The sequence below is a fragment of the Rhodoferax sp. TH121 genome, from assembly GCF_002251855.1.
Taxonomy (GTDB): Bacteria; Pseudomonadota; Gammaproteobacteria; order Burkholderiales; family Burkholderiaceae_C; genus Allorhodoferax.
This window is the reverse complement of the sequence record NZ_NOXW01000020.1, coordinates 709,316-733,223: the sequence shown is the minus strand read 5'-3', so window position 1 is coordinate 733,223 and position 23,908 is coordinate 709,316. Positions and strand designations below refer to the sequence as shown.

The 23,908-nt window shown below is 58.9% G+C and carries 27 protein-coding genes and 1 pseudogene; 4 read left to right on the top strand and 24 right to left on the bottom strand.

Annotated elements, in window-relative coordinates; all coding sequences use genetic code 11:
• Window positions 1-12: 12 nt before the first annotated feature.
• Both CHU94_RS19510 and CHU94_RS19055 read left to right on the top strand, forming a co-directional pair.
• Window positions 13-450, top strand: a pseudogene (locus CHU94_RS19510) (N-acetyltransferase family protein).
• An 11-nt stretch (window positions 451-461) separates the two neighbouring features.
• Window positions 462-773 (top strand): cupin domain-containing protein, encoded by a 312-nt coding sequence (locus tag CHU94_RS19055; RefSeq protein ID WP_141211433.1) that lies wholly within the window; start codon window positions 462-464, stop codon window positions 771-773.
• 183 nt (window positions 774-956) lie between these two features.
• Here the strand turns inward: CHU94_RS19055 and CHU94_RS09470 are convergent, their stop codons facing one another.
• The 5 genes from CHU94_RS09470 to CHU94_RS09450 form a co-directional block, all read right to left on the bottom strand.
• Window positions 957-1,451, bottom strand: coding sequence for a hypothetical protein (locus CHU94_RS09470; RefSeq protein WP_094479046.1), 495 nt, complete (start codon window positions 1,449-1,451; stop codon window positions 957-959).
• Between the two features lie 11 nt (window positions 1,452-1,462).
• Window positions 1,463-1,774 carry a hypothetical protein gene (locus CHU94_RS09465; protein WP_255033909.1) on the bottom strand — a complete coding sequence of 104 codons (312 nt, stop codon included), beginning with the start codon at window positions 1,772-1,774 and terminating at the stop codon, window positions 1,463-1,465.
• Window positions 1,775-1,842: 68 nt separating this feature from the next.
• On the bottom strand, window positions 1,843-2,622 hold the full coding sequence (gene rlmB, locus CHU94_RS09460; RefSeq protein WP_094479042.1) for a 23S rRNA (guanosine(2251)-2'-O)-methyltransferase RlmB: 780 nt from the start codon (window positions 2,620-2,622) through the stop codon (window positions 1,843-1,845).
• Window positions 2,623-2,638: 16 nt separating this feature from the next.
• Window positions 2,639-3,010: a 2OG-Fe(II) oxygenase gene (locus CHU94_RS09455; protein WP_176451982.1), complete on the bottom strand. Its 372-nt coding sequence runs from the start codon at window positions 3,008-3,010 to the stop codon at window positions 2,639-2,641.
• A 72-nt stretch (window positions 3,011-3,082) separates the two neighbouring features.
• Complete coding sequence (locus tag CHU94_RS09450) at window positions 3,083-3,772, bottom strand: ABC transporter ATP-binding protein (protein ID WP_094479038.1); 690 nt, start codon at window positions 3,770-3,772, stop codon at window positions 3,083-3,085.
• Between CHU94_RS09450 and CHU94_RS09445 the strand changes: the two genes are divergently transcribed.
• Together CHU94_RS09445 and mnmH are read left to right on the top strand one after the other, a co-directional pair.
• Window positions 3,771-4,412: an arylesterase gene (locus CHU94_RS09445; RefSeq protein ID WP_094479036.1), complete on the top strand. Its 642-nt coding sequence runs from the start codon at window positions 3,771-3,773 to the stop codon at window positions 4,410-4,412. The two genes, CHU94_RS09450 and CHU94_RS09445, sit on opposite strands and share 2 nt — an antisense overlap.
• A gap of 6 nt (window positions 4,413-4,418) precedes the next feature.
• Complete coding sequence (gene mnmH / locus CHU94_RS09440) at window positions 4,419-5,474, top strand: tRNA 2-selenouridine(34) synthase MnmH (protein WP_094479034.1); 1,056 nt, start codon at window positions 4,419-4,421, stop codon at window positions 5,472-5,474.
• Between the two features lie 42 nt (window positions 5,475-5,516).
• Here the strand turns inward: mnmH and CHU94_RS09435 are convergent, their stop codons facing one another.
• The 19 genes from CHU94_RS09435 to rlmN form a co-directional block, all read right to left on the bottom strand.
• On the bottom strand, window positions 5,517-5,699 hold the full coding sequence (locus CHU94_RS09435) for a hypothetical protein (RefSeq protein WP_094479032.1): 183 nt from the start codon (window positions 5,697-5,699) through the stop codon (window positions 5,517-5,519).
• A 9-nt stretch (window positions 5,700-5,708) separates the two neighbouring features.
• A complete protein-coding gene (locus tag CHU94_RS09430; RefSeq protein WP_369597394.1) occupies window positions 5,709-6,563 on the bottom strand; it encodes a DUF2189 domain-containing protein in 855 nt (284 codons plus the stop codon).
• Window positions 6,564-6,652: 89 nt separating this feature from the next.
• Window positions 6,653-7,858: a PLP-dependent transferase gene (locus CHU94_RS09425; RefSeq protein WP_094479030.1), complete on the bottom strand. Its 1,206-nt coding sequence runs from the start codon at window positions 7,856-7,858 to the stop codon at window positions 6,653-6,655.
• Window positions 7,859-7,962: 104 nt separating this feature from the next.
• Entirely contained in the window at window positions 7,963-8,487 is a 525-nt protein-coding gene (locus CHU94_RS09420; protein ID WP_094479028.1) for a phosphoribosyltransferase, read from the bottom strand.
• A gap of 77 nt (window positions 8,488-8,564) precedes the next feature.
• Window positions 8,565-9,941: an adenylosuccinate synthase gene (locus CHU94_RS09415; protein ID WP_094479026.1), complete on the bottom strand. Its 1,377-nt coding sequence runs from the start codon at window positions 9,939-9,941 to the stop codon at window positions 8,565-8,567.
• Between the two features lie 11 nt (window positions 9,942-9,952).
• Window positions 9,953-11,101 (bottom strand): ATP phosphoribosyltransferase regulatory subunit, encoded by a 1,149-nt coding sequence (locus tag CHU94_RS09410; protein ID WP_094479024.1) that lies wholly within the window; start codon window positions 11,099-11,101, stop codon window positions 9,953-9,955.
• Window positions 11,102-11,155: 54 nt separating this feature from the next.
• Window positions 11,156-11,347 (bottom strand): DUF2065 domain-containing protein, encoded by a 192-nt coding sequence (locus CHU94_RS09405; RefSeq protein ID WP_176451980.1) that lies wholly within the window; start codon window positions 11,345-11,347, stop codon window positions 11,156-11,158.
• Window positions 11,348-11,350: 3 nt separating this feature from the next.
• A complete protein-coding gene (gene hflC / locus CHU94_RS09400) occupies window positions 11,351-12,256 on the bottom strand; it encodes a protease modulator HflC (RefSeq protein ID WP_094479020.1) in 906 nt (301 codons plus the stop codon).
• A 9-nt stretch (window positions 12,257-12,265) separates the two neighbouring features.
• The gene (gene hflK / locus CHU94_RS09395) at window positions 12,266-13,639 is read right to left on the bottom strand and encodes an FtsH protease activity modulator HflK (RefSeq protein ID WP_094479018.1); all 1,374 of its coding nucleotides are present in this window, start codon (window positions 13,637-13,639) and stop codon (window positions 12,266-12,268) included.
• Between the two features lie 39 nt (window positions 13,640-13,678).
• A complete protein-coding gene (hflX, locus tag CHU94_RS09390; RefSeq protein ID WP_255033908.1) occupies window positions 13,679-14,815 on the bottom strand; it encodes a GTPase HflX in 1,137 nt (378 codons plus the stop codon).
• 89 nt (window positions 14,816-14,904) lie between these two features.
• A complete protein-coding gene (hfq, locus tag CHU94_RS09385) occupies window positions 14,905-15,168 on the bottom strand; it encodes an RNA chaperone Hfq (protein ID WP_094479016.1) in 264 nt (87 codons plus the stop codon).
• A 69-nt stretch (window positions 15,169-15,237) separates the two neighbouring features.
• A complete protein-coding gene (gene der, locus CHU94_RS09380) occupies window positions 15,238-16,581 on the bottom strand; it encodes a ribosome biogenesis GTPase Der (protein ID WP_094479014.1) in 1,344 nt (447 codons plus the stop codon).
• Window positions 16,582-16,600: 19 nt separating this feature from the next.
• Window positions 16,601-17,734: an outer membrane protein assembly factor BamB gene (bamB, locus tag CHU94_RS09375; protein ID WP_255033907.1), complete on the bottom strand. Its 1,134-nt coding sequence runs from the start codon at window positions 17,732-17,734 to the stop codon at window positions 16,601-16,603.
• A gap of 2 nt (window positions 17,735-17,736) precedes the next feature.
• Window positions 17,737-18,390 (bottom strand): tetratricopeptide repeat protein, encoded by a 654-nt coding sequence (locus CHU94_RS09370; protein ID WP_094479010.1) that lies wholly within the window; start codon window positions 18,388-18,390, stop codon window positions 17,737-17,739.
• A gap of 13 nt (window positions 18,391-18,403) precedes the next feature.
• On the bottom strand, window positions 18,404-19,729 hold the full coding sequence (hisS, locus tag CHU94_RS09365; RefSeq protein ID WP_094479008.1) for a histidine--tRNA ligase: 1,326 nt from the start codon (window positions 19,727-19,729) through the stop codon (window positions 18,404-18,406).
• 11 nt (window positions 19,730-19,740) lie between these two features.
• Entirely contained in the window at window positions 19,741-20,985 is a 1,245-nt protein-coding gene (gene ispG, locus CHU94_RS09360; protein WP_094479006.1) for a flavodoxin-dependent (E)-4-hydroxy-3-methylbut-2-enyl-diphosphate synthase, read from the bottom strand.
• Between the two features lie 23 nt (window positions 20,986-21,008).
• Window positions 21,009-21,935, bottom strand: coding sequence for a helix-turn-helix domain-containing protein (locus tag CHU94_RS09355; protein ID WP_094479004.1), 927 nt, complete (start codon window positions 21,933-21,935; stop codon window positions 21,009-21,011).
• Window positions 21,928-22,755, bottom strand: a complete 828-nt coding sequence (gene pilW / locus CHU94_RS09350) for a type IV pilus biogenesis/stability protein PilW (RefSeq protein WP_094479002.1) — start codon at window positions 22,753-22,755, stop codon at window positions 21,928-21,930. The genes CHU94_RS09355 and pilW overlap by 8 nt, the downstream gene beginning before the upstream one ends.
• Window positions 22,748-23,908: a 23S rRNA (adenine(2503)-C(2))-methyltransferase RlmN gene (rlmN, locus tag CHU94_RS09345; RefSeq protein WP_094478999.1), complete on the bottom strand. Its 1,161-nt coding sequence runs from the start codon at window positions 23,906-23,908 to the stop codon at window positions 22,748-22,750. Before rlmN ends, pilW begins: the two co-directional genes overlap by 8 nt.

The following is a 23,908-nucleotide window of genomic DNA, read 5'->3' as shown; positions in this document are numbered from 1 at the left end:
GAACGAAAAACCATGGACATTCGTATTGCAACAGAACAAGACTATGCGCAGTGGCTTCCCTTGTGGCAGGGTTACAAAACCTTTTACAAGTTGAGCCTCACTGAGGCTGTCAATCAGACAACTTAGGCCCGATTTCTCGATCCCGCAGAACCCATGCACTGCGCCGTGGCCGAGCAAGACGGTATGCTGGTCGGCATGGTCCATTACATCTTTCACCGTAGTTGCTGGACAGCGGGAGATTACGTATACCTACAAGACCTGTTTGCTTCGCCAGAGCAGCGTGGTAAGGGCATGGGACGGGCTCTGATTGATTATGTTTATGCCACAGCCGAGGCGAAAGGAGCAAGCCGCGTGCATTGGCTTACGCACGAGACCAACACCGATGCCATGCACCTCTACGACAAGATCGCCGACAAGAGCAGCTTTGTCCAGCACCGAAAGCTGATATGAACACGCCGCCTATGCCCACTCGCGTGACCACTGCTCAGGGCGACGCGCTGCCGGTGCCAGATGACCGACTGAGCAAACAGGTGCTGAACACCTCCGGTCTTGAAGCGCATTGGTACCGTCCACCGGATCCGGATCCACAATCCCCGCATGATCGCGACGCGGTCTATGTTGTCGTGACCGGACAAGGTGAGTTCGTGCGCGGGACGGTGCGTGTTGGGTTTTCTACTGGTGATCTGCAATTTTCCGCCAAGGGTGAGTCACACTGCTTCGTGAACCACACGCCAGATACCGCTGTCTGGGCAATCTTCGGACTAGGCGCATAGGAAAAGTCCTGGAGACCCCAGCGTCAACTTATTCTCGTACCAATTCCGCCCCATACCGGCCGTCAATCGATCCACCATAATGGGCCGGAGGAGAATGACTGCTGTCAAGCAATCAGTATGAACCGACTGATTTCCGTTTTGGGTCGCAATCAGCCAATGGAGATCTGCTAACTCAAAGTCCAACTAGCGCCGCAACCGCGCGATCAATGCGGCCAATGCAAACACCCCAATACCGACCCATTTGAACGCCGCGCAAAGCCCCGCTGCCAAGTACCAAGCGGCGACCGCAGGCGCAGCCAACGCGTCGATACCCGTCAGCTCCCAGTGCAGCAGGTTCTCCCCCGCATCACACACCGCCGCCACTGGCAACAGCAGAGCTACCCAGCGCAGGGGTAGCCTATTCGCCAGGGGTTCAAAAAAATGGGTGCGTACCACGGCCAAATAACCTGCTGCGCCGTAACTCAGCATCAGGAGCCCGTCCACGACCAAGTGGTTGCGAAAGCGCTGCACGCCTTCGGGGCCCCAGGCTTGCAGCACTCGGGCAAAGGCTTCAGGCGTGAAGGTGAGCTGCAGTGCCACCACGCTGGGTTGTAGCGGGGCCAGGTACGCGCCCAGCCCAACAAACAAAAGCACGCAGGCCACGGCGGCCAATTTCAGGGGCGCGGTGGATGCGGGCATGGCGGGGCCGTTTAGCGCGGGTTCTCGAAGAAGATGTAGTTCGAGCCGAAATCGCTGATCTCGAAGTAGACCTTCTTCTCGCCGGGGTCGGCCTGCATGTTCAGGTTTTCGTCCAGCACGCCGTAGCCAAAGCGGTAGTTGCGCGGTTTGCCGTCGTCGGTACCCATGGCGGTGCTGAGTTTGTCGATCTTGAGGAAGCGGCGCACCAGCTTGTCGCCCGCATAAAACTCCAGCACGCCGTCAGTGCCGGTCCAGTTCTGGATGTCGCGGCTGATCTTGTTTTGCTGCTCCTGGGTGCAGCCCATTAATAAAAAAGTGGCCATGAGGCCCACCAATATTGCGCGAAAAGCTCCTGATTTCATAGCAATCATGGCACTTCCTGGGCGATTCCTTATTTAGCGACTGCGGTGCGCTGGCGCAGCGCCTCGTACAGGCAGACGCCGCTGGCTACCGAGACGTTCAGGCTTTCCACCGCGCCTTGCATGGGAATGCTGACGAGCTGGTCGCAGGTCTTGGCGGTGAGCTGGCGCATGCCATCGCCCTCGGCACCCAGTACCAGGGCCACGGGGCCTTTGAGGTCGGCCTGGTACAGCGTGCCAGTGGCCTGATCGCTGGTGCCGATGATCCAGATGTTGCGTTCTTTCAGCTCATTGAGCGTGCGCGCCAGGTTGGTCACCATGAAGTACGGCACGGTCTCGGCCGCGCCGCTGGCCACCTTGGCCACGGTGGCGTTGATGCCGGCTGCGTGGTCTTTGGGCGCGATGACGCAATGGGCGCCCGCACCATCGGCCACACGCAGGCAGGCACCCAGGTTGTGCGGGTCGGTCACGCCGTCCAGCACCAGGATCAGCGGGTTGGTGCGTTCAGCCACTGGCAGGTCCGCGTTGGCGGCTTCCAGGTTTTCCAGCAGCTCGTCCAGCGAATGGACTTGTTTGATCTCTTGCACGCGGGCGGCCACGCCCTGGTGGCCGTGGCTACCAGCAATCTTGGCCAGGCGCATGCCGTCGGCTTCGACCACGCGAATGCCCGCTTCTGCGACCTTTTCCAGAAACTGGCGCATGCGCGCGTCGCGGCGCGTGGGCTCGTAAAAGATTTCAATGATGGATTTGGGGGCGGTCTTCAGGCGCACGCCCACGGCGTGAAAGCCGAATAGCACTTTGGGGGATGACATACCCCGATTATCGGGCCTACGCCTTGCGCACCCAGCCCACCGACAACACATAACGGCTGCCACCCACCACCCGGGTCACACTGTGCTCGCAGGCATCGGGGCGAAACAGCTTGATGCGGCGGCTGGCGTAGATGGGCGTGGCACAGACAAACTCGCCCCCCGATGGGGACGACTTGAGCACGATGTTGAGCCGGTAGTGGCGCCCGGCTTGCACCGGGTCGGTGTGCGGCGGGATCTCCGAGCCCTCGGGGTAGCGGATCAAATAGCTGTCAAAGGGCAGCGGCCAGCGTGCGGTGAGCAGCAGCATCTTGTCGTAGCCCGTTCCTTGGCGGCCACGCTGCCAGCGCCAAGCGGTTTGCAGGTACTTGCGCACACCATTCCAGGTCACAAAGGCACCATGTTTGCTACGTTTTCAGGAGCTGTTCGCGCAATATCCACGGGCTCTAGAGGCCAAAATGGCTTAAACCTCAGCCACCGGCTCTGCGACCACCCTGCCCGCCTCGATGGTGATGCGGCGGTCGCAGCGGGCGGCAATGCCGCGGTCGTGGGTGACCAGCACCAGGGTCGTTCCCTGTTCGCGGTTCAGGTCAAACATCAGCTCCATGATTTTTTCGCCGGTGGCGAAGTCCAGGCTGCCGGTGGGTTCGTCGGCCAGCAGCACGGCAGGCTTCACCACAAAGGCACGCGCCAGCGCCACGCGCTGCTGCTCGCCACCGCTCAGCACCTTGGGGTACGAATTGAGGCGCTGCGACAAGCCCACGCGGGCCAACATCTCGGTGGCGGCGCTGCGGGCGTCTTTGCGGCCATCCAGTTCCAGCGGCAGCATCACATTTTCTAGCGCCGTGAGGTTGCCCAGCAGCTGAAAACTCTGAAACACAAAACCCACCTGCTTGGCGCGAAGCGCGGCGCGGGCGTCTTCGTCGATGGCAAATATGTCGTGCCCGGCTAGGCGCACGGTGCCACTGGTGGGGGTGTCTAGCCCGGCGATGATAGAGAGCAATGTGCTCTTGCCAGACCCGGATGCTCCGACGATGGCCGCGGTCTCGCGGGCTTTGAGTGCAAAATCAATGTCGCGCAGGATCTCCAGCGTGCCGGTGGAATCAGTCACCGCCTTGAAAACATGGTCAACCGAAATGATGGAATCAGACATGGGGCTCTCTGTAGTTCGACGACACTGTATCGCGCTGCTTATTTTGGCGGGATTTGCAGGGGCTTCTCTGGCGCAGGCCAAGCCACACACCATTTTGGTGGTGGGCGACTCGCTCAGTGCCGAATACGGCCTCAAGCGCGGCACCGGCTGGGTGGCGCTCATGGAGCAACGCCTGGCCAAGGAGAGCCCGCAAACTAAGGTGGTGAACGCCAGCATCAGCGGCGACACCACCTCGGGTGGCCGCTCCCGCTTGCCCGCACTGCTGGCCCAGCACAAGCCTACAGTGGTGGTGATTGAACTGGGCGGCAACGACGCCTTGCGCGGCCTGCCACTGGCCATGACGCAAGACAACCTGCAAGCCATGACCCAGGCCGCCCAGGCCGCCGGTGCCAAGGTATTGCTGGCAGGCATGCAGGTGCCACCCAACTACGGGCAGGACTACACCAAGCGCTTCAGCGACACCTTCGCCACCGTGGCCAAGGCCAACAAGGCCGCCTTGGTGCCGTTTTTGCTGAAGGGCGTGGCGGACGTATCCAACGCGGCCAAACTGTTCCAGGCCGACCGCATCCACCCCAACGAGTCGGCGCACCCGACCATCCTGAACACCATGTGGCCCGCCGTGCGCGCGCTGCTGCGCTAGGCCCTCATGAGTTTGAAATTGATGCCGGCCGCCCAGGCACTGGCCCAACTGGATCAGTTTGACGCGGTGATTGATGCGCGCAGCGAGGGTGAATATGCGCTGGACCACCTCCCCGGTGCGCAAAACTGGCCCACGCTGCACGATGACGAGCGCGTGACTGTGGGCACCATGTACAAGCAGGTCAGCCCGTTTGAGGCGCGCAAACTGGGCGGCATCCTGGCGGCACGCAACATCGCCGGCAACATCGAAGCCCACGCGCTGGACAAACCCAAACACTGGGCGCCGCTGACCTACTGCTGGCGCGGCGGCCAGCGCAGCGGCTCGCTCAGCTTGGTGCTGGACCAGATTGGTTTCAAGGTCACGCTGGTGGAAGGCGGCTACAAGGCCTTTCGCGCCGCCATGCTGGAGGACACCGTGCTGCAGGCCCAGCGCCTGCAGTTTGAGGTGGTATGCGGTACCACGGGCTGTGGCAAAACCCGCCTGTTGCACGCCCTGGCGGCCGAGGGCGCGCAGGTGCTGGACCTGGAAGGCCTGGCCAACCACCGCAGCTCCCTCTTGGGCGCCGTACCTGGCCTGCCACAGCCCACCCAAAAACGCTTTGACACGCTGGTGTGGGACGCCCTACGCAAGTTCGACGCCAGCCAGCCCGTGTATGTGGAGAGCGAAAGCAAAAAGATTGGCAACCTGACCCTGCCAACAGCGCTGGTGGAGCGCATGCACAACAGCCCCTGTATCCAGCTGAGCCTGCCCACGGCAGAGCGCATCGCGCTGCTGCTGGAGGATTACCACCACCTGGTGCAGGACACGGCCTACTTTTGCCAACGGCTGGACGTGATGGCCGACTTCCGTGGCAAGGTGGTGGTGCAAGGCTGGAAAGACCTGGTGGCGGCTGGCGACTTCCGCCCCGTGGTGCAAGACCTGCTGACCCAGCACTACGACCCGAGTTACCTCAAGTCCATGCAGAACAACTTTCGGCATTTCGGCACGGCCCGCAGCATTGAGGCAACAGAGCGCTCACCGCAAGCGATGCAAGCGGTGGCCAAGGCCTTGTTGGCGCACTAAAAGCGCCAGGCGTAAACAGTTGGGGGAGTCTGAGGCGCGGCCTCAGGTGTTGTCGCTGCCCGCAGCGTCAGGCGCAGGGGAGTCGGATGCTTCGTCAGTGCCCTCGGACTCGGGCATCTCGCCGAGCTGCTTGCGCTCGGCTTTGCTCTTGAGCTTGTCTTCTTTCTTCTTCTTTTTGGCCAGTTCTTTCTGACGTTTTTCGTAACCGTAATTGGGTGTTGCCAAGGTGTTCTTTCAATGTGTGGAAGCCACTGTAACATCCCCGGGCCATTGCACGGCGCCACGGTAGGCGTGCCAACTGGCGTGGCCGAGCCAAGGCCCCACCACCACCAAGCCCAGACTCCAGGGCAGCAACATGGCCAACACCACCAACGCGGTGAGCAACAGCCCCCACAGCACCATTACGCCGGTGTTGTGGAACACCACCTCCAGGCTGGTGATGGCGGCGGAGATGGCATCGGTATCGCGGTCCAGAATCATGGGGATGGAGACCACCGCCGTGGAGAAGACCAACATGGCAAACGCGCCACCCACTGCCGCATAGGCAGCCACAAATTCCCAATTCTGCGGGTTGAATACCGCCTCCAGCACCCCGGTGGTGGATGGCATGCCGGTGTTGAAGAACACGGCAAACACCACCAGTGACGCCCTGCCCCACAGCAGCTCCAGCACCACCAGCACCAAGACCAGCAGGCCCATGCTGCCCAGGTGGCGGTCCCAGCAGGTGACCGACGCCCCGAGTTCCGGCGCAATGCCCAGTTCTCGCCGACGACTCACCTCGTACAGGCCCATGGCCAAAAACGGCCCCACCAGCAGGCAGCCTGAGGCGATCGACATGGTGTATTCAGGCTTGGAGCGAAACACTGCGGCCAGCACGATGGCCATGGTGCAAAAGGCCACGCCGTAAAAGGCGGCGATGCCGGGGTGCGCCATCAGGTCCGCTCCGCCCTTGCGCAGCCAGACAAAAGGCTGCACCCAGCCCAGCGCAACAATGGTCTTGCGCGGTGCGTCGGAAGGCGGTGGCACATACGGCTGTGCCATCACGGGGAGACTTTGCTCGGGAGACTCTGGGGGGGGCGAGGGCTGCATGGCCACAGCTTAAAGACGCTGCGGCCCCTTGCCTACTGAGGAAAACACGCAGATGCCAGGCGAACACCCGGCAGCTGCGCCTGGTTGGCTCAGCGCAGCACGTTCAGCGCTTGCGCAATGTCGGCCTGCAGGTCGGCCACGTCTTCCAGGCCAATGGAAAAACGTACCAAGGTGCCGGGCAGCAAATGCGCTGGCCAACCGCTGCGCATGGTTTCCAGCTCGTAAGGCACCACCAAGCTGATGGGCCCGCCCCAGCTGTAACCCAGGCGGAAGAGCTTGAGGGCGTCGCAGAACGCATCGGTCTGCGCCTGGGTGAAGCGCTGGTCCAGAATGACGCTGAACAAGCCGGCTGCCGTGCCCTCGGCACCACCGCACAGGGCCTTCCAGTGCGCGTGGCCGGGAGACTCTTCAAGCGCCGGATGTAGCACCTGCACAAACTCAGGCTGCGTCTGCGCCCAGGTCGCCAAAGCGCGGGTGGTTGCGTCGTGGGCGCGGTAGCGCAAGGCGATGCTGGGCAGGGAGCGCAGCACCAGTTCCACATCGTTCATGCCCACACCAATGCCAAAGCGCATGTGGGTGAGCTTGAGTTTGAGATGCAAGCCAGCGTCGCGCGTGATGACGCTACCCATCAGGACATCACCGCCGCCGCTAGGGTATTTGGTCAGCGCGTGGGCGGAGACATCGACACCCACGGCCGGGCTGGCGCCTGGTACGAGGTCAAACGGACAAAAGGCCAGGCCTGCGCCCCAGGTGTTGTCCAGCGCGGTCAGCACTTTGCGGCGCTGGCAAATGCGCACCATCTCCACCAGATTGGGAAACTCCAGCGACACGGAGCCAGCTGCTTCCAGCCAGACCAGCTTGGTGCGGCTGGAGATTTGTGCCTCTAGGTCCTCGGGGTCCATGGGGTTGTAGTACTGGTGCGTGATGCCCCAGCCCATCAACTCGCCCTCGACCAACGACTTGTTGGGGCCATACACGTTGTCGGGCAACAGCACTTCATCACCGCTCTTGAGCAGGGACAAAGCCACCAGACCCAACGCAGCCAAACCGCTGGGCACCAGCAAACACTGCCTGCCACCTTCGAGCGTGGCCAAACGTTCTTCCAGCGCGTAGCTGGTCGGTGTGCCGTGCAGGCCGTAGGTGTAGGCGGACTTGTCTTTCCACTCACGGCTGCGCATGGCGGCCACAGTCGGAAAGAACACGGTCGAAGCCTTGAAAACGCCGGGCTGCGGCGCTTCAAAGCCCTCGGGGGGAACGTAGGGGTGGTGGATCAGATCGGTGATCTGCTGGGTCATGGGAAAAGCTCTCGGAGAAAAAGACAATTTTGCGCCGGGCCGCCCCAAGCAAAATTAGCCCCCGTGGGGGGCAGCGACCCGCGCAGCGGTAGAGCGTGGGGGCTCTACACGCTCCATTTCTGGATCAATTGCTGCGGACGCAGCGAGTCATAGCCCTCAAAAGGCTGGTGAATCCAGGGGTTGGTGGGCAGGAATTCAACCGAGTAGTCCGGTGTGAACACCGAAACCGCCTTGGTCCAGATCACGGCGCTACGCAGCTCGGTGATGGGCTTGTAATTGTTCTTGAGCTGGTTGATCACCGCATTGAGCGTGTGGCCAGAGTCAGCCAGGTCATCGACCAGCAGCACACGCCCAGCGATCTCACCCTTGGGGGTGGTGATGAAGCGCGCAATGTCCAGATTGCCTTGTTGCGTGCCGGCTTCGGCACGGTATGAGCTGGTGGACATGATGGCCAAGGGCTTGTCGAACACGCGCGACAGGATGTCGCCAGGCCGCATGCCACCACGGGCCAGGCACAGGATGGTGTCGAACTCCCAACCCGACTGAAACACCTTGATGGCGAGTTTTTCGATCAGGTTGTGGTACTCGTCGTAGCTCACATAGAGGTGCTTGCCGTCTTCTGTCAACATCAGAATACTCCTAAATTTATAGCTGCTTGCGCAGTATTTACGGGGGCTAGAGGGCTATTTGACTTAAAAAAGGAGCATCAATCGGCCAGATAGGGGTGGCGCATCATGATGGTGTGGTCGCGGTCGGGGCTGGTGGACACCATGTGGATGGGCACGCCGGTGACCTGTTCGATGCGCTGCAGGTACAGGCGCGCGGCCACGGGCAGCTTGTCGTACTGGGTCACGCCCACGGTGCTGTCGCTCCAGCCCTCCAGGGTTTCGTAGATGGGCTTGCAGCGCGCAATGTCGTCCGCGCCCATTGGCAAAATGTCCACCACTTCGCCATCCAGCTCGTAGCCGGTGCACAGCTGCAACTCTTTGAGGCCATCTAGCACGTCCAGCTTGGTGATGCACAGGCCGGACAAGCCATTCACCTGCGCCGAGCGCTTGAGCAGCGCGGCGTCAAACCAGCCGCAGCGGCGCGAACGGCCGGTGGTCACGCCCTTCTCGGCACCCACGGTGCTCATGTGGTAACCGGGTGTCCCCTCCTTTTCCCAGTCCAACTCGGTGGGGAACGGCCCGCCGCCCACACGGGTGCAGTAGGCCTTGGTGATGCCCAGGATGTAGTGCAGCATGCCTGGGCCCACACCCGCGCCCGCAGCGGCGTTGCCGGCTACACAGTTGCTGGACGTCACATACGGGTACGTGCCATGGTCCACGTCCAAGAGCGTGCCCTGTGCGCCTTCAAACAGCAGGTTGGCACCGTGGGCGTGTGCGTCGTTCAATTCGCGCGACACATCGGCCATCATGGGCTTGAGCAGTTCGGCGTGGCGCATGGCTTCGGCGTACACCGGGTCGAACTGCACTTGGCCGTCCTTCATGTAAGGTGCCAGCGTGGGGCCGAAGTCAAACGCAGCCGAGCCCAGGTAGCTGGTCAGCACATGGTTGTGCAGGTCCAGCAGTTCGCGCAACTTGGCGGCAAAGCGCTCGGGGTATTTCAGGTCCTGCACACGCAGGGCACGGCGGGCGATCTTGTCTTCGTAGGCGGGGCCAATGCCGCGGCCAGTGGTGCCGATCTTGGCGGTGCCGCCCTTTTCACGGAAGGCTTCGCGGGCCACGTCCAGTGCGGCGTGGAACGGCAAAATCAGCGGGCAGGCCTCGGAGATGCGCAGGCGCGAACGCAACTCAACGCCAACTTTCTCCAAGCCTTCGATTTCTTCAAACAGCTTGGCGGCGGATAGCACCACACCGTTGCCGATGTAGCACTTCACACCGGGGCGCATGATACCGCTGGGGATCAGGTGCAGGGCGGTCTTCTTGCCGTTGATGACCAGTGTGTGTCCGGCGTTATGGCCCCCCTGGAAGCGCACCACGCCCTGGGCGCTTTCGGTAAGCCAATCGACCAGCTTGCCCTTGCCTTCGTCGCCCCACTGGGTGCCCACGACCACTACATTTCGACCTTTGGTTGTATTCATTTCGCTCTGCTTTAAATTGCTGTTACGACCCACTGACCGGCGGTTTGCACCAATTCGCGGTCGCACTGAAACTCATCGACTTCACTCTCATGCCCCGGCAGGACACACACCACGGTTTCGCCCTGTTGGCGCAGCTGCGCAATGGCAGCACGCAAGGCTGGCGCTTCTCCCCATGGCGCACGCACGGCAGCGCGCAAAGGACGCACTGCTGCGGCACCGGCCAGCATCTTCACATCCAGGCTGAACCCCACGGCGGGCCGCTTACGGCCAAACACGGAACCCACTTCGTCATAACGACCGCCGCGTGCCAAGGCATCACTGGCACCGGCGGCAAAGACTGAAAAGCGTGCACCGGTGTAATAGGCGTAACCACGCAAGTCTGCCAAATCAAAGGACACGCGCACGCCGTCCAGATGGCCAGCCAGCCACTCCAGATTGGCCAGCGCTTCGCGGATGCCCGGCAGATCTGGCAATGCGCTGCGGGCTTGCGCCAAAACAGCGATATCACCATACAGGTCCACCAACGCAAGCAGACCCTGGGCCGTGGCAGCCGGGCAGTGCTGCACCAAGGTAGCCAGCTCGCTGCGATCTTTGGCTGCCAAGGCCGCGTGTACCTGCACCTGCTGGGCGGCGCTCAGCCCCGACAGTGCCAGCAAAGCCTCCACGATGCGAGCATCGGCCAAGTCCACGGTGAGGGTGCCAACGTTGGCAGACTTCAGCGCATCCAATGCGAGGGTCAGAATTTCGAGATCCGCTTCCAACCCGGAGTGACCATAGATTTCGGCACCGAACTGCAGCGGCTCACGCGTGGCGTGCGGCGCTGCAGGCCGCGTGTGCAATACCGGGCCGCAATAGCACAGGCGGGTCACACCACGGCGATTGAGCAAATGGGCATCAATGCGGGCAACTTGGGGCGTGCTGTCAGCCCGCAAGCCCATCATGCGACCCGAGAGCTGGTCCACCAGTTTGAAGGTTTGCAGATCGAGCGCCTCGCCGGTGCCCGAGAGCAGCGACTCCAGGTGCTCCAGCAAAGGCGGCATGACCAGCTCGTAGCCATAGCAGCGCGCCATGTCCAGCAGGTCTCGACGTATTTCTTCGATGTGGCGCGCTTCAGACGGCAGCACATCGGCAATGTGATCCGGCAGGACCCAAGCAGACATGGAATTGGAGGGGGCTGTTAAAACAGCGATTTTACCGGGCTTGAGACCCGGATTTCAGGGCAGCAGCCACCAAATCGTCAACAAGCCCAACAAGATGCTCGCCAATCCGAAAAAGCGGATCTGGCCATCGTTGAGTTGCAAGAGCTGGGTGAACATGCGCCGCCACCTGGCGGGTGACAGAAAAGGGAAAAGCCCCTCCACCACCAGCACCAGGGCGAGCGCCATCCACAGGGTGTCGGCGCTCAAGGCTTATTTCTTGGCAGCACCGGGGCCGCTGCCACCACCGTTGCGAAACACCTTGAAGAATTCGGAAGACGAAGGGTCCAGCACCATCACGTCACTCTTGTTCGCAAAGCTGGACTTGTAGGCCTCCAGGCTGCGGTAGAACTGGGCGAACTGTGGGTCTTTGCCAAACGCCTCGGCGTAAATACGCGCAGCTTCGGCATCGCCCTCACCCTTGATCTTCTGGGCATCGCGGTAGGCATTGGCGATGGTGATTTCGCGCTGGCGGTCTGCATCCGCACGGATTTTTTCACCCTCAGCACCACCGGTGGAACGCAACTCATTGGCCACGCGTTTGCGTTCAGCTTCCATACGGCGGTACACCGACTCGGTGATGGCCTCTACATAGTCCACACGCGTAATGCGCACATCCACGACATCTACCCCCCACGGCTTGGCGCCACGGACCTTGTCCAGCACCTCGGCCTTGACGTCAGCCATCAGCGCTTCGCGCTTGAGCGACAGCAGCTCTTTGACCGTACGCTTGTTGATTTCTTCTTGGAAAGCGTTGCGCACCACGCGGTTCAACTGGCTGGCGCCCGCACTTTCGTTCAAGCCCACGTTGCGGATGTACTCGGTTGGCTCTGTGATGCGCCAACGTACGTACCAGTCGATCACAACACGCTGCTTTTCCGCCGTCAACATCGGCTCAGCGTCGGTGCTGTCCAAGGTCAGCAGTCGTTTGTCGATGTAAGAAACATTTTGGAAAGGCGGGGGCAGCTTGAAGTTCAAACCGGGTTCGGTAATAACTTCTTTGATCTGACCCAAGGCGTAGACCACGCCAAATTGGCGCTGATCCACCACAAACAAGGTGGAGCTGGCCAAAGCCAGCAACACCAGCAGCGAAGAGAGAATAAATCCAATGCGGTTCATGGTCGGGTCCTAGCGGGAATCGCGTTCGCGCGAGCGGGCAGCGTCACGGCTGCGGGCATCATTGTTCACAATGGGCGCGGCAGGGGTAGCCGGCTGGGCGGCAGTGGAAGGTGTTGATGCATCTGAAGCCGGGGCTGCATTCATCTGCAGAATTTTCTCGAGCGGCAAATACAACATGCTGTTGCCTTGGCGAGACTCCACCAACACTTTGGTCACGTTGCCATAGATTTGTTGCATGGTGTCCAGGTACATGCGGTCACGGGTGACCTGAGGCGCCTTCTGGTACTCTGCTAACACCGAGCGGAAGCGCTGCGCATCACCCTGTGCTTGCGCGACCACACGGGCCTTGTAGGCATCCGCCTCCTCTTTCAAGCGCGATGCGGTACCCACCGCGCGAGGCACGACATCATTCGCATAGGCCTCGGCCTCGTTCTTGGCGCGCTCACGCTCTTGGCCCGCCTTGAGCACATCATCAAAAGACGACTGCACTTGCTCAGGAGGACGCACGCCGCCTTGCTGCAAGTTGATGCCCACAATTTCCACGCCCACCTTGTAGCGATCCAGGATGGTTTGCATCAGGGCACGGACGCGTGGCGCAATCTGATCACGCTCTTCTGACAAGGCTGCGTCCATTTTCATTTTGCCCAAGACCTCGCGTACCGCAGTTTCTGCAGCTTGCACCACAGCGTCGTTCGGGTTTTTACTCTCGAACAGGAATGCGCGGGCGTCACTCAAACGGTATTGCACAGCAAACTTGATGTCGAGAATGTTTTCATCCTCCGTCAGCATGGCGGACTCTTTCAGTCCGGTCGCCTTGAGCACGGTGTCGCGTCCCACGTCCACCGAGCGGATCTGGCTGACAAACACCAGCTCATGCTTTTCAATCGGAAACGGCAGGCGCCAGTTGAAACCGGCATTGACCGTGGACTTGTACTTGCCAAACTGGGTGATCACAGCCTGCTGGCCTTCTTGCACAATGAAGAAGCCAGTACCCAACCAAATCAGGGCCAAAACCCCCAGGATCAGTCCCACGCCAATCCCGGCGCTCTTCATGTCGGGCTGAAACCCGCCGCCCGAAGCACCGCCGTTGCCGCCCCTTGGACCAGAGCCTCCACCAAACAAACCGCCAAGCTTGCGGCTGAAATCCCGCCACAACTCGTCGAGATCCGGTGGGCCCGACTGCGCGGCACCGCGACGGTCTGGTTGCGTTTGCGGGGGATTCGCAGGTTTGGGGGGATCGCTCTCCGGTGCTGCGCCTTCTGGCCGCTCGGAAGGCGCAGAAGAATCATCTCCACGGCCCCAGCGGGAGTCGTTCAGGTTGAACATATTGCGCATCCACTGAGGCCAGCAGACCTTGGGGGGATTTGGCAGGGATAGTTTCATGTTTTTGTCTCGCGTACAACAGTTCGGGATTGTGCCCAATTACGAACCGGCCCCATGGGGCTCAGGGGAATACTCATCAGCAAGGCTTGCCTTGGGGCCCGCGCTGGCAAAAGCCGCCAAGTGCTGGCGCAAAAGCGGGAGGCCCAAGTTTTCACGAGCGCTCACAAACACGCGGGGGGTTTGTACCCCATGCAAATCGTAAGTATCTTCCATCCGCAGCGGCTGCAGCTCTGGCGGCAAGGCATCCACTTTGTTAAATACCAGCAACTGCGGAATCTGGTCCGCACCGATTTCCGCCAGCACGGATTGAACTTGTTCAATTTGCTCAGTGAAGTTGGAGTTGGATGCATCGACAACATGCAGCAGCAAGTCCGCATCGATGGCCTCCTGCAAAGTCGCCTGGAAAGCATCTACCAGCCCGTGCGGAAGGTCTCGGATGAAACCTACGGTATCCGACAGGGACACTGTGCGCTGTGCATCACCCAAATAGAGTTGGCGTGTCGTGGTATCCAAAGTCGCAAACAGCTGATCGGCCGCGTAGGCGCGAGCCTTGACCATGGCGTTAAACAATGTGGACTTGCCTGCGTTGGTATACCCAATCAGCGAAATATTGAAGGCATCTCGACGTTCGCGCTGACGGCGCTGTGTCTGGCGCTGGCGCTTGACTTTGGAGAGACGCTCTTTGGTGCGCTTGATGGTCTCATCGATCATGCGGCGGTCCAACTCGATCTGCTTCTCTCCCGGACCACCGCGCACACCTGCCCCACCCGTCTGCCGCTCCAAGTGCGACCAACGACGAACCAAACGGGTGCTGAGGTACTGCAAACGTGCCAATTCCACCTGGAGTTTGCCTTCATGACTACGCGCACGCTGGGCAAAAATCTCCAGAATCAGGTAAGTGCGGTCATTGACTGGCAGCTCAAGGTGCCGCTCCAGATTGCGCTGTTGGCCAGGGCTTAGGCTCTGGTCGAACAGGACTTCTGTAGCACCATGCTGCTGTGCAAGTAGCTTGATTTCATCCGCCTTGCCCGACCCTACAAACAAGGCAGCGTCAGGTGCACGGCGTTTGCACGTAATACGGGCTACCGGGGTCAGGCCTGCGGTCTGCGCCAGCAAGCCCAACTCCTCCAGCTCTGCATCAAAGTTGGGTACACCCAAATCGACGCCAACCAATATGGTGGGCGCAACGATTGGCGGAGTTCGGGATGTCAAACGGGTGAAGGCGTCTGGACCAGCGCAAGCGGATGGGGCAACAGCCCCCCGCATCACGCAGTGGCGTTGTCTTCTGGAACAGCTGCCAAATTCACAGCCCGCCCGGGAACGATGGTAGAGATGGCGTGTTTGTAGACCATTTGGGTCACGGTGTTACGCAAAAGCACCACGTACTGGTCAAACGATTCGATCTGGCCTTGAAGTTTGATGCCGTTAACCAAATAAATGGACACCGGCACATGTTCCCTGCGCAAGGCATTGAGGAACGGATCTTGTAAAAGTTGGCCTTTGTTGCTCACGATATTCTCCGTGTTCAAGAGTGAATGAAGTTGGACGATACCACAGCCGCGCAAGCCCGGACTTGGCCCGGGCTGATCGCCACAGGCCTAGCGGTCATCCTTGTCTGCGTAAGGATTGGTGGAGGACTTCATTTCAATGCGCAAGGGGGTACCAATAAGATTGAACTCCTTGCGGAAACGCCCCTCCAGAAAGCGCTTGTAGGCCTCCGTCACGTGCTCCAGCGAGTTGCCATGGATCACGATAATGGGCGGATTCATGCCCCCCTGATGGGCGTATCGCAGCTTGGGGCGATATGCGCCATTTTTCTTAGGGGTCTGAAACTGTACGGCCTCCAACAGCAAGCGCGTAAGCACAGGTGTTGGCATTTTGCAGTTGGCGGCACGGTGCGCCTGGGCGATTGAGTCCCACACAGGCCCCAAGCCTTGACGTTTCTGCGCAGAAATCATGTGCAACGCAGCAAATTTGAGAAAACCCAGTCGAGTTTCCAACGAACGGCGGACCAGCTCCCGCTGATAATCGTCCACTGCATCCCATTTGTTGACGGCTACGACTACGGCACGACCGGACTCCAAGATGTAGCCAGCAATGTGGGCGTCCTGGTCAGTCACGCCTTGGGTCGCATCGATGAGCAACAGCACCACACTGGCCGACTCAATGGCCTGCAAAGTTTTGACAACAGAAAACTTCTCAATCGCCTCAAAAACCTTGCCCTTGCGGCGCAATCCTGCCGTGTCAATGAGTTCGAATCGCTGCCCACCACGCTCAAAAGGCACAGAAATGGCATCTCTGGTCGTTCCTGGCATGTCAAAGGCGACCAATCGCTCTTCACCCAGCCACGTATTGATGAGGGTGGATTTACCAACATTGGGTCGGCCTGCGACAGCAAGCTTGATGACTGCTGGGTCTTCAACCGTATCGGTCTCATCGGGCAAGGTCCAACCCAATCGGTCCAAGGCCATGTCCACCAAAGAGCGAATGCCTTGGCCATGCGCTGCAGACACGGGAAAAACCTCGCCCAGTCCCAGTTCATAAAACTCGACAAGCTGGACGCCCTCTTTCATGCCTTCGGCTTTGTTGGCAATCACCAGACAAGGCTTACCCAACTTGCGGAGGTATTTGGCGATGTCATGGTCTTGTGCCGACAATCCGCCGCGCGCATCCACGACAAATACAACCACGTCCGCCTCAGCCACCGCTTGCTGAGTCTGCTTAGCCATTTCACGATAAATACCGCTGCTGGCGTCAGGCTCAAAACCTCCGGTATCAATCACGATGAATTCGTGTTTACCTTGTTTGCCGTTGCCGTAGTGGCGATCCCGCGTCAAACCTGCGTAGTCTGCAACGATCGCATCCCGCGTTTTGGTTAATCGATTGAATAGCGTGGACTTACCCACGTTGGGGCGCCCCACCAAGGCAATCACTGGTTTCATGCTTCTAGACCCTTCAAACTTATTCGGGTCGGAACGCAAAAACGCCGCCCTTTTGCGTAACGGCAATTAATGTCTTACCAACGAGCACCGGGGCACCCACGATCGACGAACCATCCGTGCTAGCGCGATCCATCGGAGCACCATCGGTCCGCGAGAGAAAATGCAACAAACCTGAGCTGTCGCCGACCACCAAGGTTTGGCCAGCCACCAACGGCGTCCCCAAGCCGCGCCAGCGCAGGGTCTCAGATACCCAAACACGTTCACCCGAGCTTCTACTCCAAGCCATCAGCTTGCTATCTGCCTCGGTACCGAAAACATACTCGGAATCTCCTGCCAATCCTGTCATCCCCGCAGCCGCCTTGTTCCACAACAGGGCTCCTTTGCTGGCATCGACACAGGCAACCGCAGCTTGGTAAGAGCGGACACATACATTGCTCTGCAGCCGGCTTACGCCTGCCACCAGGTCAACGAGGCGCTCAACCTCGTTGGTACCGCGACTCACGGCTACGGGCACCTCCCATCGTGCGGCTCCATTCAGAGGATTCAAGCCCAAAAGACGGCCTGCAACACCCACCACCAAGGTGTCCCCAACAGCCATCAGGACGCCTGCTTGTCCCAATACCAATGGATCCGAAGTGCGTTGCATTTGCCACAGACGTTGACCACTCGCGGCATCAAAAGCCGTGACAGTGCGATCCGCTGAAAGGGTAAAAACGCGTGCGCCTGCAACTAGGGGGGTTGTCAAACTCAAAGCCCCCATGCGCTGGCGCCACAGCACCTTGTCAGAAGACAAGGCAATCAGTTCACCAGCCTCCGAAACGACAGCGAACGTCTGACCGTCGCCCCCCACACCTGAGACCAAGGGAGCACCAACACCCAATTGCCACACCACACGTCCCGTCTCACCTTGCAGGGCCGTCACAGTTCCATTTGCAGATGAGAGCAAGACCTGCGCGCCAACCACATGCGCTTGCGTGGTCGCATCCAGAGGGCCGACTTGGGCGGTCCAAGCAGATTTCACCCCGATAAGCCCGATGTTGGCACCCAATTCTTTGGGTACCGGCTTGCTCGGACCAGAACATGCAGCGACCGCCGCAGCGAATGCGACAACACAGAGGCTCCGGCACACTTGACGCAACACAGACAACACCATCATTAATCAACCGCCGTTTCGGATGCTCCCAAGGCCCCCAGTTTCACAGACACTAAACGACGGTATTCCGCCCGGGCATCCAATCCAGCCCAAGCTTTACGGTACTCGGGGATAGCCTCCGCGCCTTTTCCTTGCGCTACCAACAAATCACCCTTCTTGTCTGACACCAACGCATTGAACGATGCAGGGTAACTTTCAGCCAGAACCTTGGAGGCAAGCTCGAACTCCTTGGCGTCGATATGAACCCCTGCAAGTCGCAGCTTGGCCACCGCTGCATAGGCCGCATCTGCTTGGCTTGCACCCACCCAGGTCAAGGCACCTCTGGCCAAGTCGACCTTGCCCCCCTGGTAGGCCAGTTTGGCGAGCGAAAGACCGGCCTGCTGCGCATACACCGTCGAACCAAAGCGCTCTTTCATATCACTGAACACACGCTCAGCCAACACCAAATCACCACTGCGCAAGACTTTTTCGACCTCCTCGAACATCACCGAGGCTTGGGCTGTTGTGCGTTTTTGCCAGTATTGGTAACCGTTCCAGGCGGCGAATGCGCCCAGCACCACGATCAGCAAGCCCGTAATCAGGTTGCCATATTGGTTCCAGAAATGCTTCAGCTGGTCGAGTTGTTCTTGTTCTTCGAGATCGAGGTGATTTGCCATAAAAGGTATCCGTTTAAGCGTTGAATTGTAGGCTGGACGCCCATTGCGCGACATGAGCCAGTGGCTGCATAGTCTGGGTTCCCACACCATCGCGCAGATGCTTCACCGTAACCTGGCCCTGCGCCAACTCGTCGGCACCGAACACCAAGGCAAATGCAGCGCCACTGGCATCCGCTTTCTTGAACTGCGACTTGAAACTACCCATCCCTTCAGAACCAGCGGCATGCATTTGTACGCAAACGCCCAGCTCACGCAGTTGTTGCAATGTCCGCAACACCTGCGGCATGGCAGCGGCATCAGGCACCACAGCATACGCATGTGGCACCTGCAGAGGGGTTTGCCCGCCTTGCTCCTTCAAGAGTTCGAGCACACGTTCAATGCCCAAGGCCCAGCCAACGGCAGGTGTTGGCTTGCCACCGATCTGCACAACCAGATCGTCATAACGGCCACCCGCACAAACCGTGCCTTGAGACCCCAAACGGTCCGTAACAAACTCGAAAACTGTCAGGTTGTAGTAGTCGAGTCCACGCACCAGACGCGGATTGATGGTGTAGGCAATACCGTTGGCATCGAGAATGGCTTTGAGTCCTTCAAAGTGAGCAAGAGACTCGGTACCCAAGAAATCCAATAGACGCGGTGCTCCAGCGACCAATTCCTGCATAGCCGGGTTTTTGGTGTCTAGGATGCGCAAGGGGTTGCTGTGTAGTCTGCGCTTCGCTTCTTCATCCAGTTGGTCTACGTGCTTCTCAAAATAAGCAATCAGTTGTGCACGATGTTGCGCCCGCTCTGCAGGTTGACCCAAGCTGTTTAACTCCAGGCGAACATCGGTAAGGCCAATCATTTTCCAAAGAGAAGTGGCAAGCAAAATCACTTCCGCATCGGTATCCGGGCCGGCAAACCCCAGCGCTTCGACACCGACCTGGTGAAACTGACGGTAACGGCCACGCTGGGGCTTTTCGCGCCGAAACATCGGCCCCATGTAGAACAATCGCTTGCCACCGTCATAGAGCAAATTGCTCTCAACCACTGCACGCACAACAGCGGCAGTCCCTTCCGGACGCATGCTCAGATGTTCGGCTTGGCCATGTTTGTCAGAGCGGTCCTCGAAGGAGTACATTTCCTTCTCAACGATATCTGTGACCTCACCGATGCCGCGCACAAACAGTGCAGTGTGTTCAAGGATAGGTGTTCGGATATTGCGAAAGGCATAACGCGCCATACAGACACGAATCATCGACTCGAACCACTCCCAACGTGCCGACTCTGGCGGCAGGATGTCATTCATCCCTTTTACGCCAACCAACTTCTCCGCCTTGCGCGGAACTGCCTTCTCATCCATATGCAATCAAATCAAGTGTTTTGGGAGGACGGCGCGAACCGTTGCCGAATGTAGTCTTCGACTACCGCCTGAAACTCCGCAGCGATAGCGTCACCACGAAGGGTCATGCGCTTTTCACCATCAATAAAAACCGGGGCGGCGGGCGCCTCGCCAGTTCCTGGCAAGCTGATGCCAATATCCGCATGTTTACTTTCACCAGGGCCATTCACGATACAGCCCATCACCGCAACCTTCAAACTCTCTACCCCTGGGTAGGCAGAACGCCAGACCGGCATCTTTTCTCGCAAGAAATCATCAATCTGCTTCGTGAGTTCCTGAAAGGTGGTACTCGTTGTCCGCCCGCATCCAGGGCATGCTGTAACGCTTGGCACAAACTTTCGCAAGCCGAGAGACTGCAAGATTTCGGAGGCGACCACTACCTCCTGAGTTCGAGCTTCACCGGGAGCTGGTGTCAGAGAGACTCGAATGGTGTCGCCGATACCATCCTGCAACAGTACCGACAAAGCAGCGGTAGACGCCACCGTTCCTTTCGTGCCCATTCCGGCCTCGGTCAAACCCAAGTGCAGGGCATAACGTGAACGCTGTGCCAATGCCCGATACACCGAGATCAAATCCTGCACACCACTGACCTTGCAAGACAGAATGATTTGCTCCGCAGCTAGGCCGATCTCCTGAGCACGCTCGGCAGACTCTAAGGCCGAAAGGATCAATGCCTCGTACATCACCTGCTTGGCATCCCAAGGTTCGATGCGCTTGCTGTTCTTGTCCATCAAAGACGCCAGCAAATCTTGATCCAAACTGCCCCAATTCACGCCAATACGAACGGCTTTATCCCACTTCACAGCGGCCTCGATCATTTGGCCAAACTGCTTATCCCGTTTGTCGCCTTTGCCCACATTGCCAGGGTTGATGCGGTACTTGGACAGTGCCTGGGCACAGTCTGGAAATTCACTGAGCAGACGATGGCCGTTATAGTGAAAATCCCCAACAAGCGGAACCGCTATGCCCATGCGATCCAACTGTTCACGGATGTAAGGCACTGCCTGAGCGGCTTCCGGTGTGTTAACCGTTATGCGCACCATTTCAGAACCGGCCAAGGCCAATTCCTTGACCTGAATCGCTGTGGCAATTGCATCAACTGTGTCAGTATTGGTCATTGACTGGATGCGCACAGGGGCACCGCCGCCCACGGTTACCACATTCCCACCCCATACCACACGCGCTTGCAAGGAGTCGCGCAACTGGGGAACAATCATCGGAACAGGAGAGCCGCTTTCCACTACTTCACCTCAAATCTTGCAACATTGTCTTTGGCAATCGCAGCCAAATTAAAGGGCTTACCTTTTACCTCCACGTCAGTGACGTCAGCACGCCCAACGACCACCGACAAAGGCAGCGCTCCAGAGACGCCTACATCATCGCCTTGTATCAAGTTTCTACGCATCAAAACTTGACCCTTGGCGTCAGTAACCTCCACCCATGACGCACCTTTCACACGAAACACCAAGTGTTGTCCGACAAGCGGCACAGGCGCACTGCCCACACCCAATGGAGGCGCAGCGACCGCAACCGGTGCAACAACGACTGGTGGGGACTGGGTCAATACCTCTGGCGCCGACGCGACAGCCACAGCGGCTATTGCAACCGGCTCCACCGCCACTGGCGGAACGGGATCCGGTGCATCGCTGCTGCTTGTCGGCATCAGCTGCACAGTCTCTGGGGAAATGGACACTGCATTGGTTGCTGTGTCAGCTTGCCATTCCGGGAAGAGAAAGACCCCCAGTGCTGCCGCCAACAAAACCATCACGACAATGACCGCAGGCTGCCTGAGGGCTGCAGGTACAGAAAATGAACGCCTTTCTCCCGCTGCGTGAAAAGGCGTATTGATGCCGCCCTCACTGGCCCCCAAGCGAGGAACGTGTTGATGCGGCAATTTGGACAAGACTGGCGCCGGGTCTATTTTCAGCGTACGGCACACACTGGAAGCCAAGGCACGTACAAAAACGGCATCCGGAAGCAAGTCAAAACGATCTGCCTCCAGCGCTTCCAATTTTTTGACTGGCACCTTCATCGACACGGCCAATGCCGCCACATGCAGCCCCGCGGCCTCGCGTGCGGCCCGCAACAAGGCCCCGGCAGTAACAAGAGCAGGCGATTCGTCTGACACTACCGAATCTGCCGTCGGCAAAGAACTGACCTCACTCATCAAATGCCCCGCGTTCAAACAAGCCTACTTCCTTGGATTGCGGAAAGCGCTTGCTGAGCTGCGCCCCCAACTGCGCAACCGCATCGCGATTACCCAACGCTCGCTCCACCTTGATACCCAACCACAGAGACTCTGCATTGGCCAAATCCGCGTTATTGATGCGGCGGATGTAGAACTGCGCGCGTACATACTCTCCACGTTGAAAAAGTACCAAGGCCAAGTTGTAGCCTGTCACAGGGCTACCGGCGTCTAGTTCATATGCGCGTTGCAAGCTAGCTTCAGCCTCCATCCGCTGTCCGGCCTTGGCTTGGCAGACGCCCATGGCCATCCAAGACTTGGCCTTGTCCACATAGCTTGGCTCAGAGATGGCGGCAAGAAATTGACGGCTCGACTCTGCCATGCGCCCTTGCTGACACAACAACCAACCGAAATTGTGTTGCACGGAGGAAGCTTGCGGGTTGATTTGCAGGGCCTTGCGAAAACTCTCTTCCGCCAGTGAGGCATCATTCAATCGCATGTATATGAGGCCACGTAAATTGTGGGCCTCCAACAAGGTGGGATCCGCGGCAATAGATTGCTTCAATTCATCTAGCGCGATCGTAGTCTGCCCGTTGTTGTAATACCCCACTGCCAGTTCTAGTCGGATTCGAGCACGTTTTCGTGCCAAAGTCTCATCCGACTCTGTCAACAAATCACTTCCGGGGGCTGCGGGCTGCGAACTGGAGGCACAACCTGAAATTATCAGCGCCAAGGCACCCAGCACCAATAGACTTTTAAGGCAGTGCCATAACGAACGGGCAGAGAAAAACAAATCAGGCATTGGTTCCCTTTGTCGGCTCAGTGCGAGCTATTTCCATTACCGGCTGGAGCATAACGGTTCGCTGCTTGGACATGCGCTTCGCTACATCCGTACGGTCTTTCACATCACCCGCCAACTGACCGCAGGCAGCGTCAATGTCATCACCGCGTGTTTTCCGTACGGTGGTCACGATACCAGCGTCACTCAGAATCTTGGAGAAGGCCTGCACCTGAGCTGCGCTGGAGCGCTTGAGCCCGGAGGCCGGAAACGGATTGAAAGGGATCAGGTTGAACTTGCAGGAAACAGCATGCCCATCTACAAGCTTCACCAACGCAACCAGTTCTCGCGCATGCGCGGGAGTGTCGTTGACACCGTCGAGCATGCAGTATTCAAAGGTAATGAAATCCCTTGGTGCAAAAGCCAAGTAACGGCGACAAGCATCCAGCAACTCAGACAAAGGGTATTTGCGGTTCAAAGGAACCAAGTTGTCGCGCAGAGCGTCATTGGGCGCATGCAGAGAGACAGCCAATGCGACGGGGCAGTCAGCACCCAAGCGATCCATCATGGGCACTACGCCCGAGGTTGATACTGTGACCCGGCGCCGCGACAGCCCATAGGCATTGTCATTGAGCATCACATGCAGTGCGGGAACCAACGCTGCATAGTTTTGCAGCGGCTCACCCATTCCCATCATCACCACGTTCGAAATAACGCGCTGACTAACACCAAGGTGTTTGCGCAAAAAATGTTCCGCGAACCACAACTGGGCAATAATCTCGCCAGTAGTCAGATTGCGGCTAAAGCCCTGGTGCCCGGTGGAACAAAAACGACAACCGACCGCACAGCCCGCCTGGGAGGAGATGCATAACGTACCGCGATCATCTTCCGGAATGAAAACCGCCTCCACAGCGTCACCACCACCAACGTCGAACAACCACTTGATGGTGCCATCTGCCGATATGTGCTGGGTAATCACCGCCAGCGGCTTCATCTCGGCACAAGTCTTCAGTTTTTCGCGCAAAGACTTGGCTAGGTCGCTCATGTCATCGAAGGATGAGGCCCCTCTTTGGTGAATCCAGCGAAACAGCTGCGTAGCCCGGAAACGCTTCTCCCCAAGCCGCTCGCAAAAAGCGGCCAATCCCTCAAGATCGAATTCAAGAAGATTGGCCGTCAT

What these genes read in the sequence shown, in the direction of transcription:
- CHU94_RS09410 (WP_094479024.1), bottom strand. Translation starts at nt 11,101, where the DNA reads ATGTCTGCTTGGGTCCTGCCGGATCACATTGCCGATGTGCTGCCGTCT.
- rlmN (WP_094478999.1), bottom strand. Translation starts at nt 23,908, where the DNA reads ATGACGGCCAATCTTCTTGAATTCGATCTTGAGGGATTGGCCGCTTTT.
- hflC (WP_094479020.1), bottom strand. Translation starts at nt 12,256, where the DNA reads ATGAACCGCATTGGATTTATTCTCTCTTCGCTGCTGGTGTTGCTGGCT.
- CHU94_RS19055 (WP_141211433.1), top strand. Translation starts at nt 462, where the DNA reads ATGCCCACTCGCGTGACCACTGCTCAGGGCGACGCGCTGCCGGTGCCA.
- ispG (WP_094479006.1), bottom strand. Translation starts at nt 20,985, where the DNA reads ATGATTGTTCCCCAGTTGCGCGACTCCTTGCAAGCGCGTGTGGTATGG.
- CHU94_RS09465 (WP_255033909.1), bottom strand. Translation starts at nt 1,774, where the DNA reads ATGGCCACTTTTTTATTAATGGGCTGCACCCAGGAGCAGCAAAACAAG.
- CHU94_RS09470 (WP_094479046.1), bottom strand. Translation starts at nt 1,451, where the DNA reads ATGCCCGCATCCACCGCGCCCCTGAAATTGGCCGCCGTGGCCTGCGTG.
- CHU94_RS09355 (WP_094479004.1), bottom strand. Translation starts at nt 21,935, where the DNA reads ATGAGTGAGGTCAGTTCTTTGCCGACGGCAGATTCGGTAGTGTCAGAC.
- CHU94_RS09425 (WP_094479030.1), bottom strand. Translation starts at nt 7,858, where the DNA reads ATGACCCAGCAGATCACCGATCTGATCCACCACCCCTACGTTCCCCCC.
- rlmB (WP_094479042.1), bottom strand. Translation starts at nt 2,622, where the DNA reads ATGTCATCCCCCAAAGTGCTATTCGGCTTTCACGCCGTGGGCGTGCGC.
- CHU94_RS09415 (WP_094479026.1), bottom strand. Translation starts at nt 9,941, where the DNA reads ATGAATACAACCAAAGGTCGAAATGTAGTGGTCGTGGGCACCCAGTGG.
- mnmH (WP_094479034.1), top strand. Translation starts at nt 4,419, where the DNA reads ATGAGTTTGAAATTGATGCCGGCCGCCCAGGCACTGGCCCAACTGGAT.
- CHU94_RS09420 (WP_094479028.1), bottom strand. Translation starts at nt 8,487, where the DNA reads ATGTTGACAGAAGACGGCAAGCACCTCTATGTGAGCTACGACGAGTAC.
- CHU94_RS09370 (WP_094479010.1), bottom strand. Translation starts at nt 18,390, where the DNA reads ATGGCAAATCACCTCGATCTCGAAGAACAAGAACAACTCGACCAGCTG.
- pilW (WP_094479002.1), bottom strand. Translation starts at nt 22,755, where the DNA reads ATGCCTGATTTGTTTTTCTCTGCCCGTTCGTTATGGCACTGCCTTAAA.
- CHU94_RS09430 (WP_369597394.1), bottom strand. Translation starts at nt 6,563, where the DNA reads ATGCAGCCCTCGCCCCCCCCAGAGTCTCCCGAGCAAAGTCTCCCCGTG.
- hisS (WP_094479008.1), bottom strand. Translation starts at nt 19,729, where the DNA reads ATGGATGAGAAGGCAGTTCCGCGCAAGGCGGAGAAGTTGGTTGGCGTA.
- hflK (WP_094479018.1), bottom strand. Translation starts at nt 13,639, where the DNA reads ATGAAACTATCCCTGCCAAATCCCCCCAAGGTCTGCTGGCCTCAGTGG.
- bamB (WP_255033907.1), bottom strand. Translation starts at nt 17,734, where the DNA reads ATGGTGTTGTCTGTGTTGCGTCAAGTGTGCCGGAGCCTCTGTGTTGTC.
- der (WP_094479014.1), bottom strand. Translation starts at nt 16,581, where the DNA reads ATGAAACCAGTGATTGCCTTGGTGGGGCGCCCCAACGTGGGTAAGTCC.
- CHU94_RS09445 (WP_094479036.1), top strand. Translation starts at nt 3,771, where the DNA reads ATGGGGCTCTCTGTAGTTCGACGACACTGTATCGCGCTGCTTATTTTG.
- CHU94_RS09450 (WP_094479038.1), bottom strand. Translation starts at nt 3,772, where the DNA reads ATGTCTGATTCCATCATTTCGGTTGACCATGTTTTCAAGGCGGTGACT.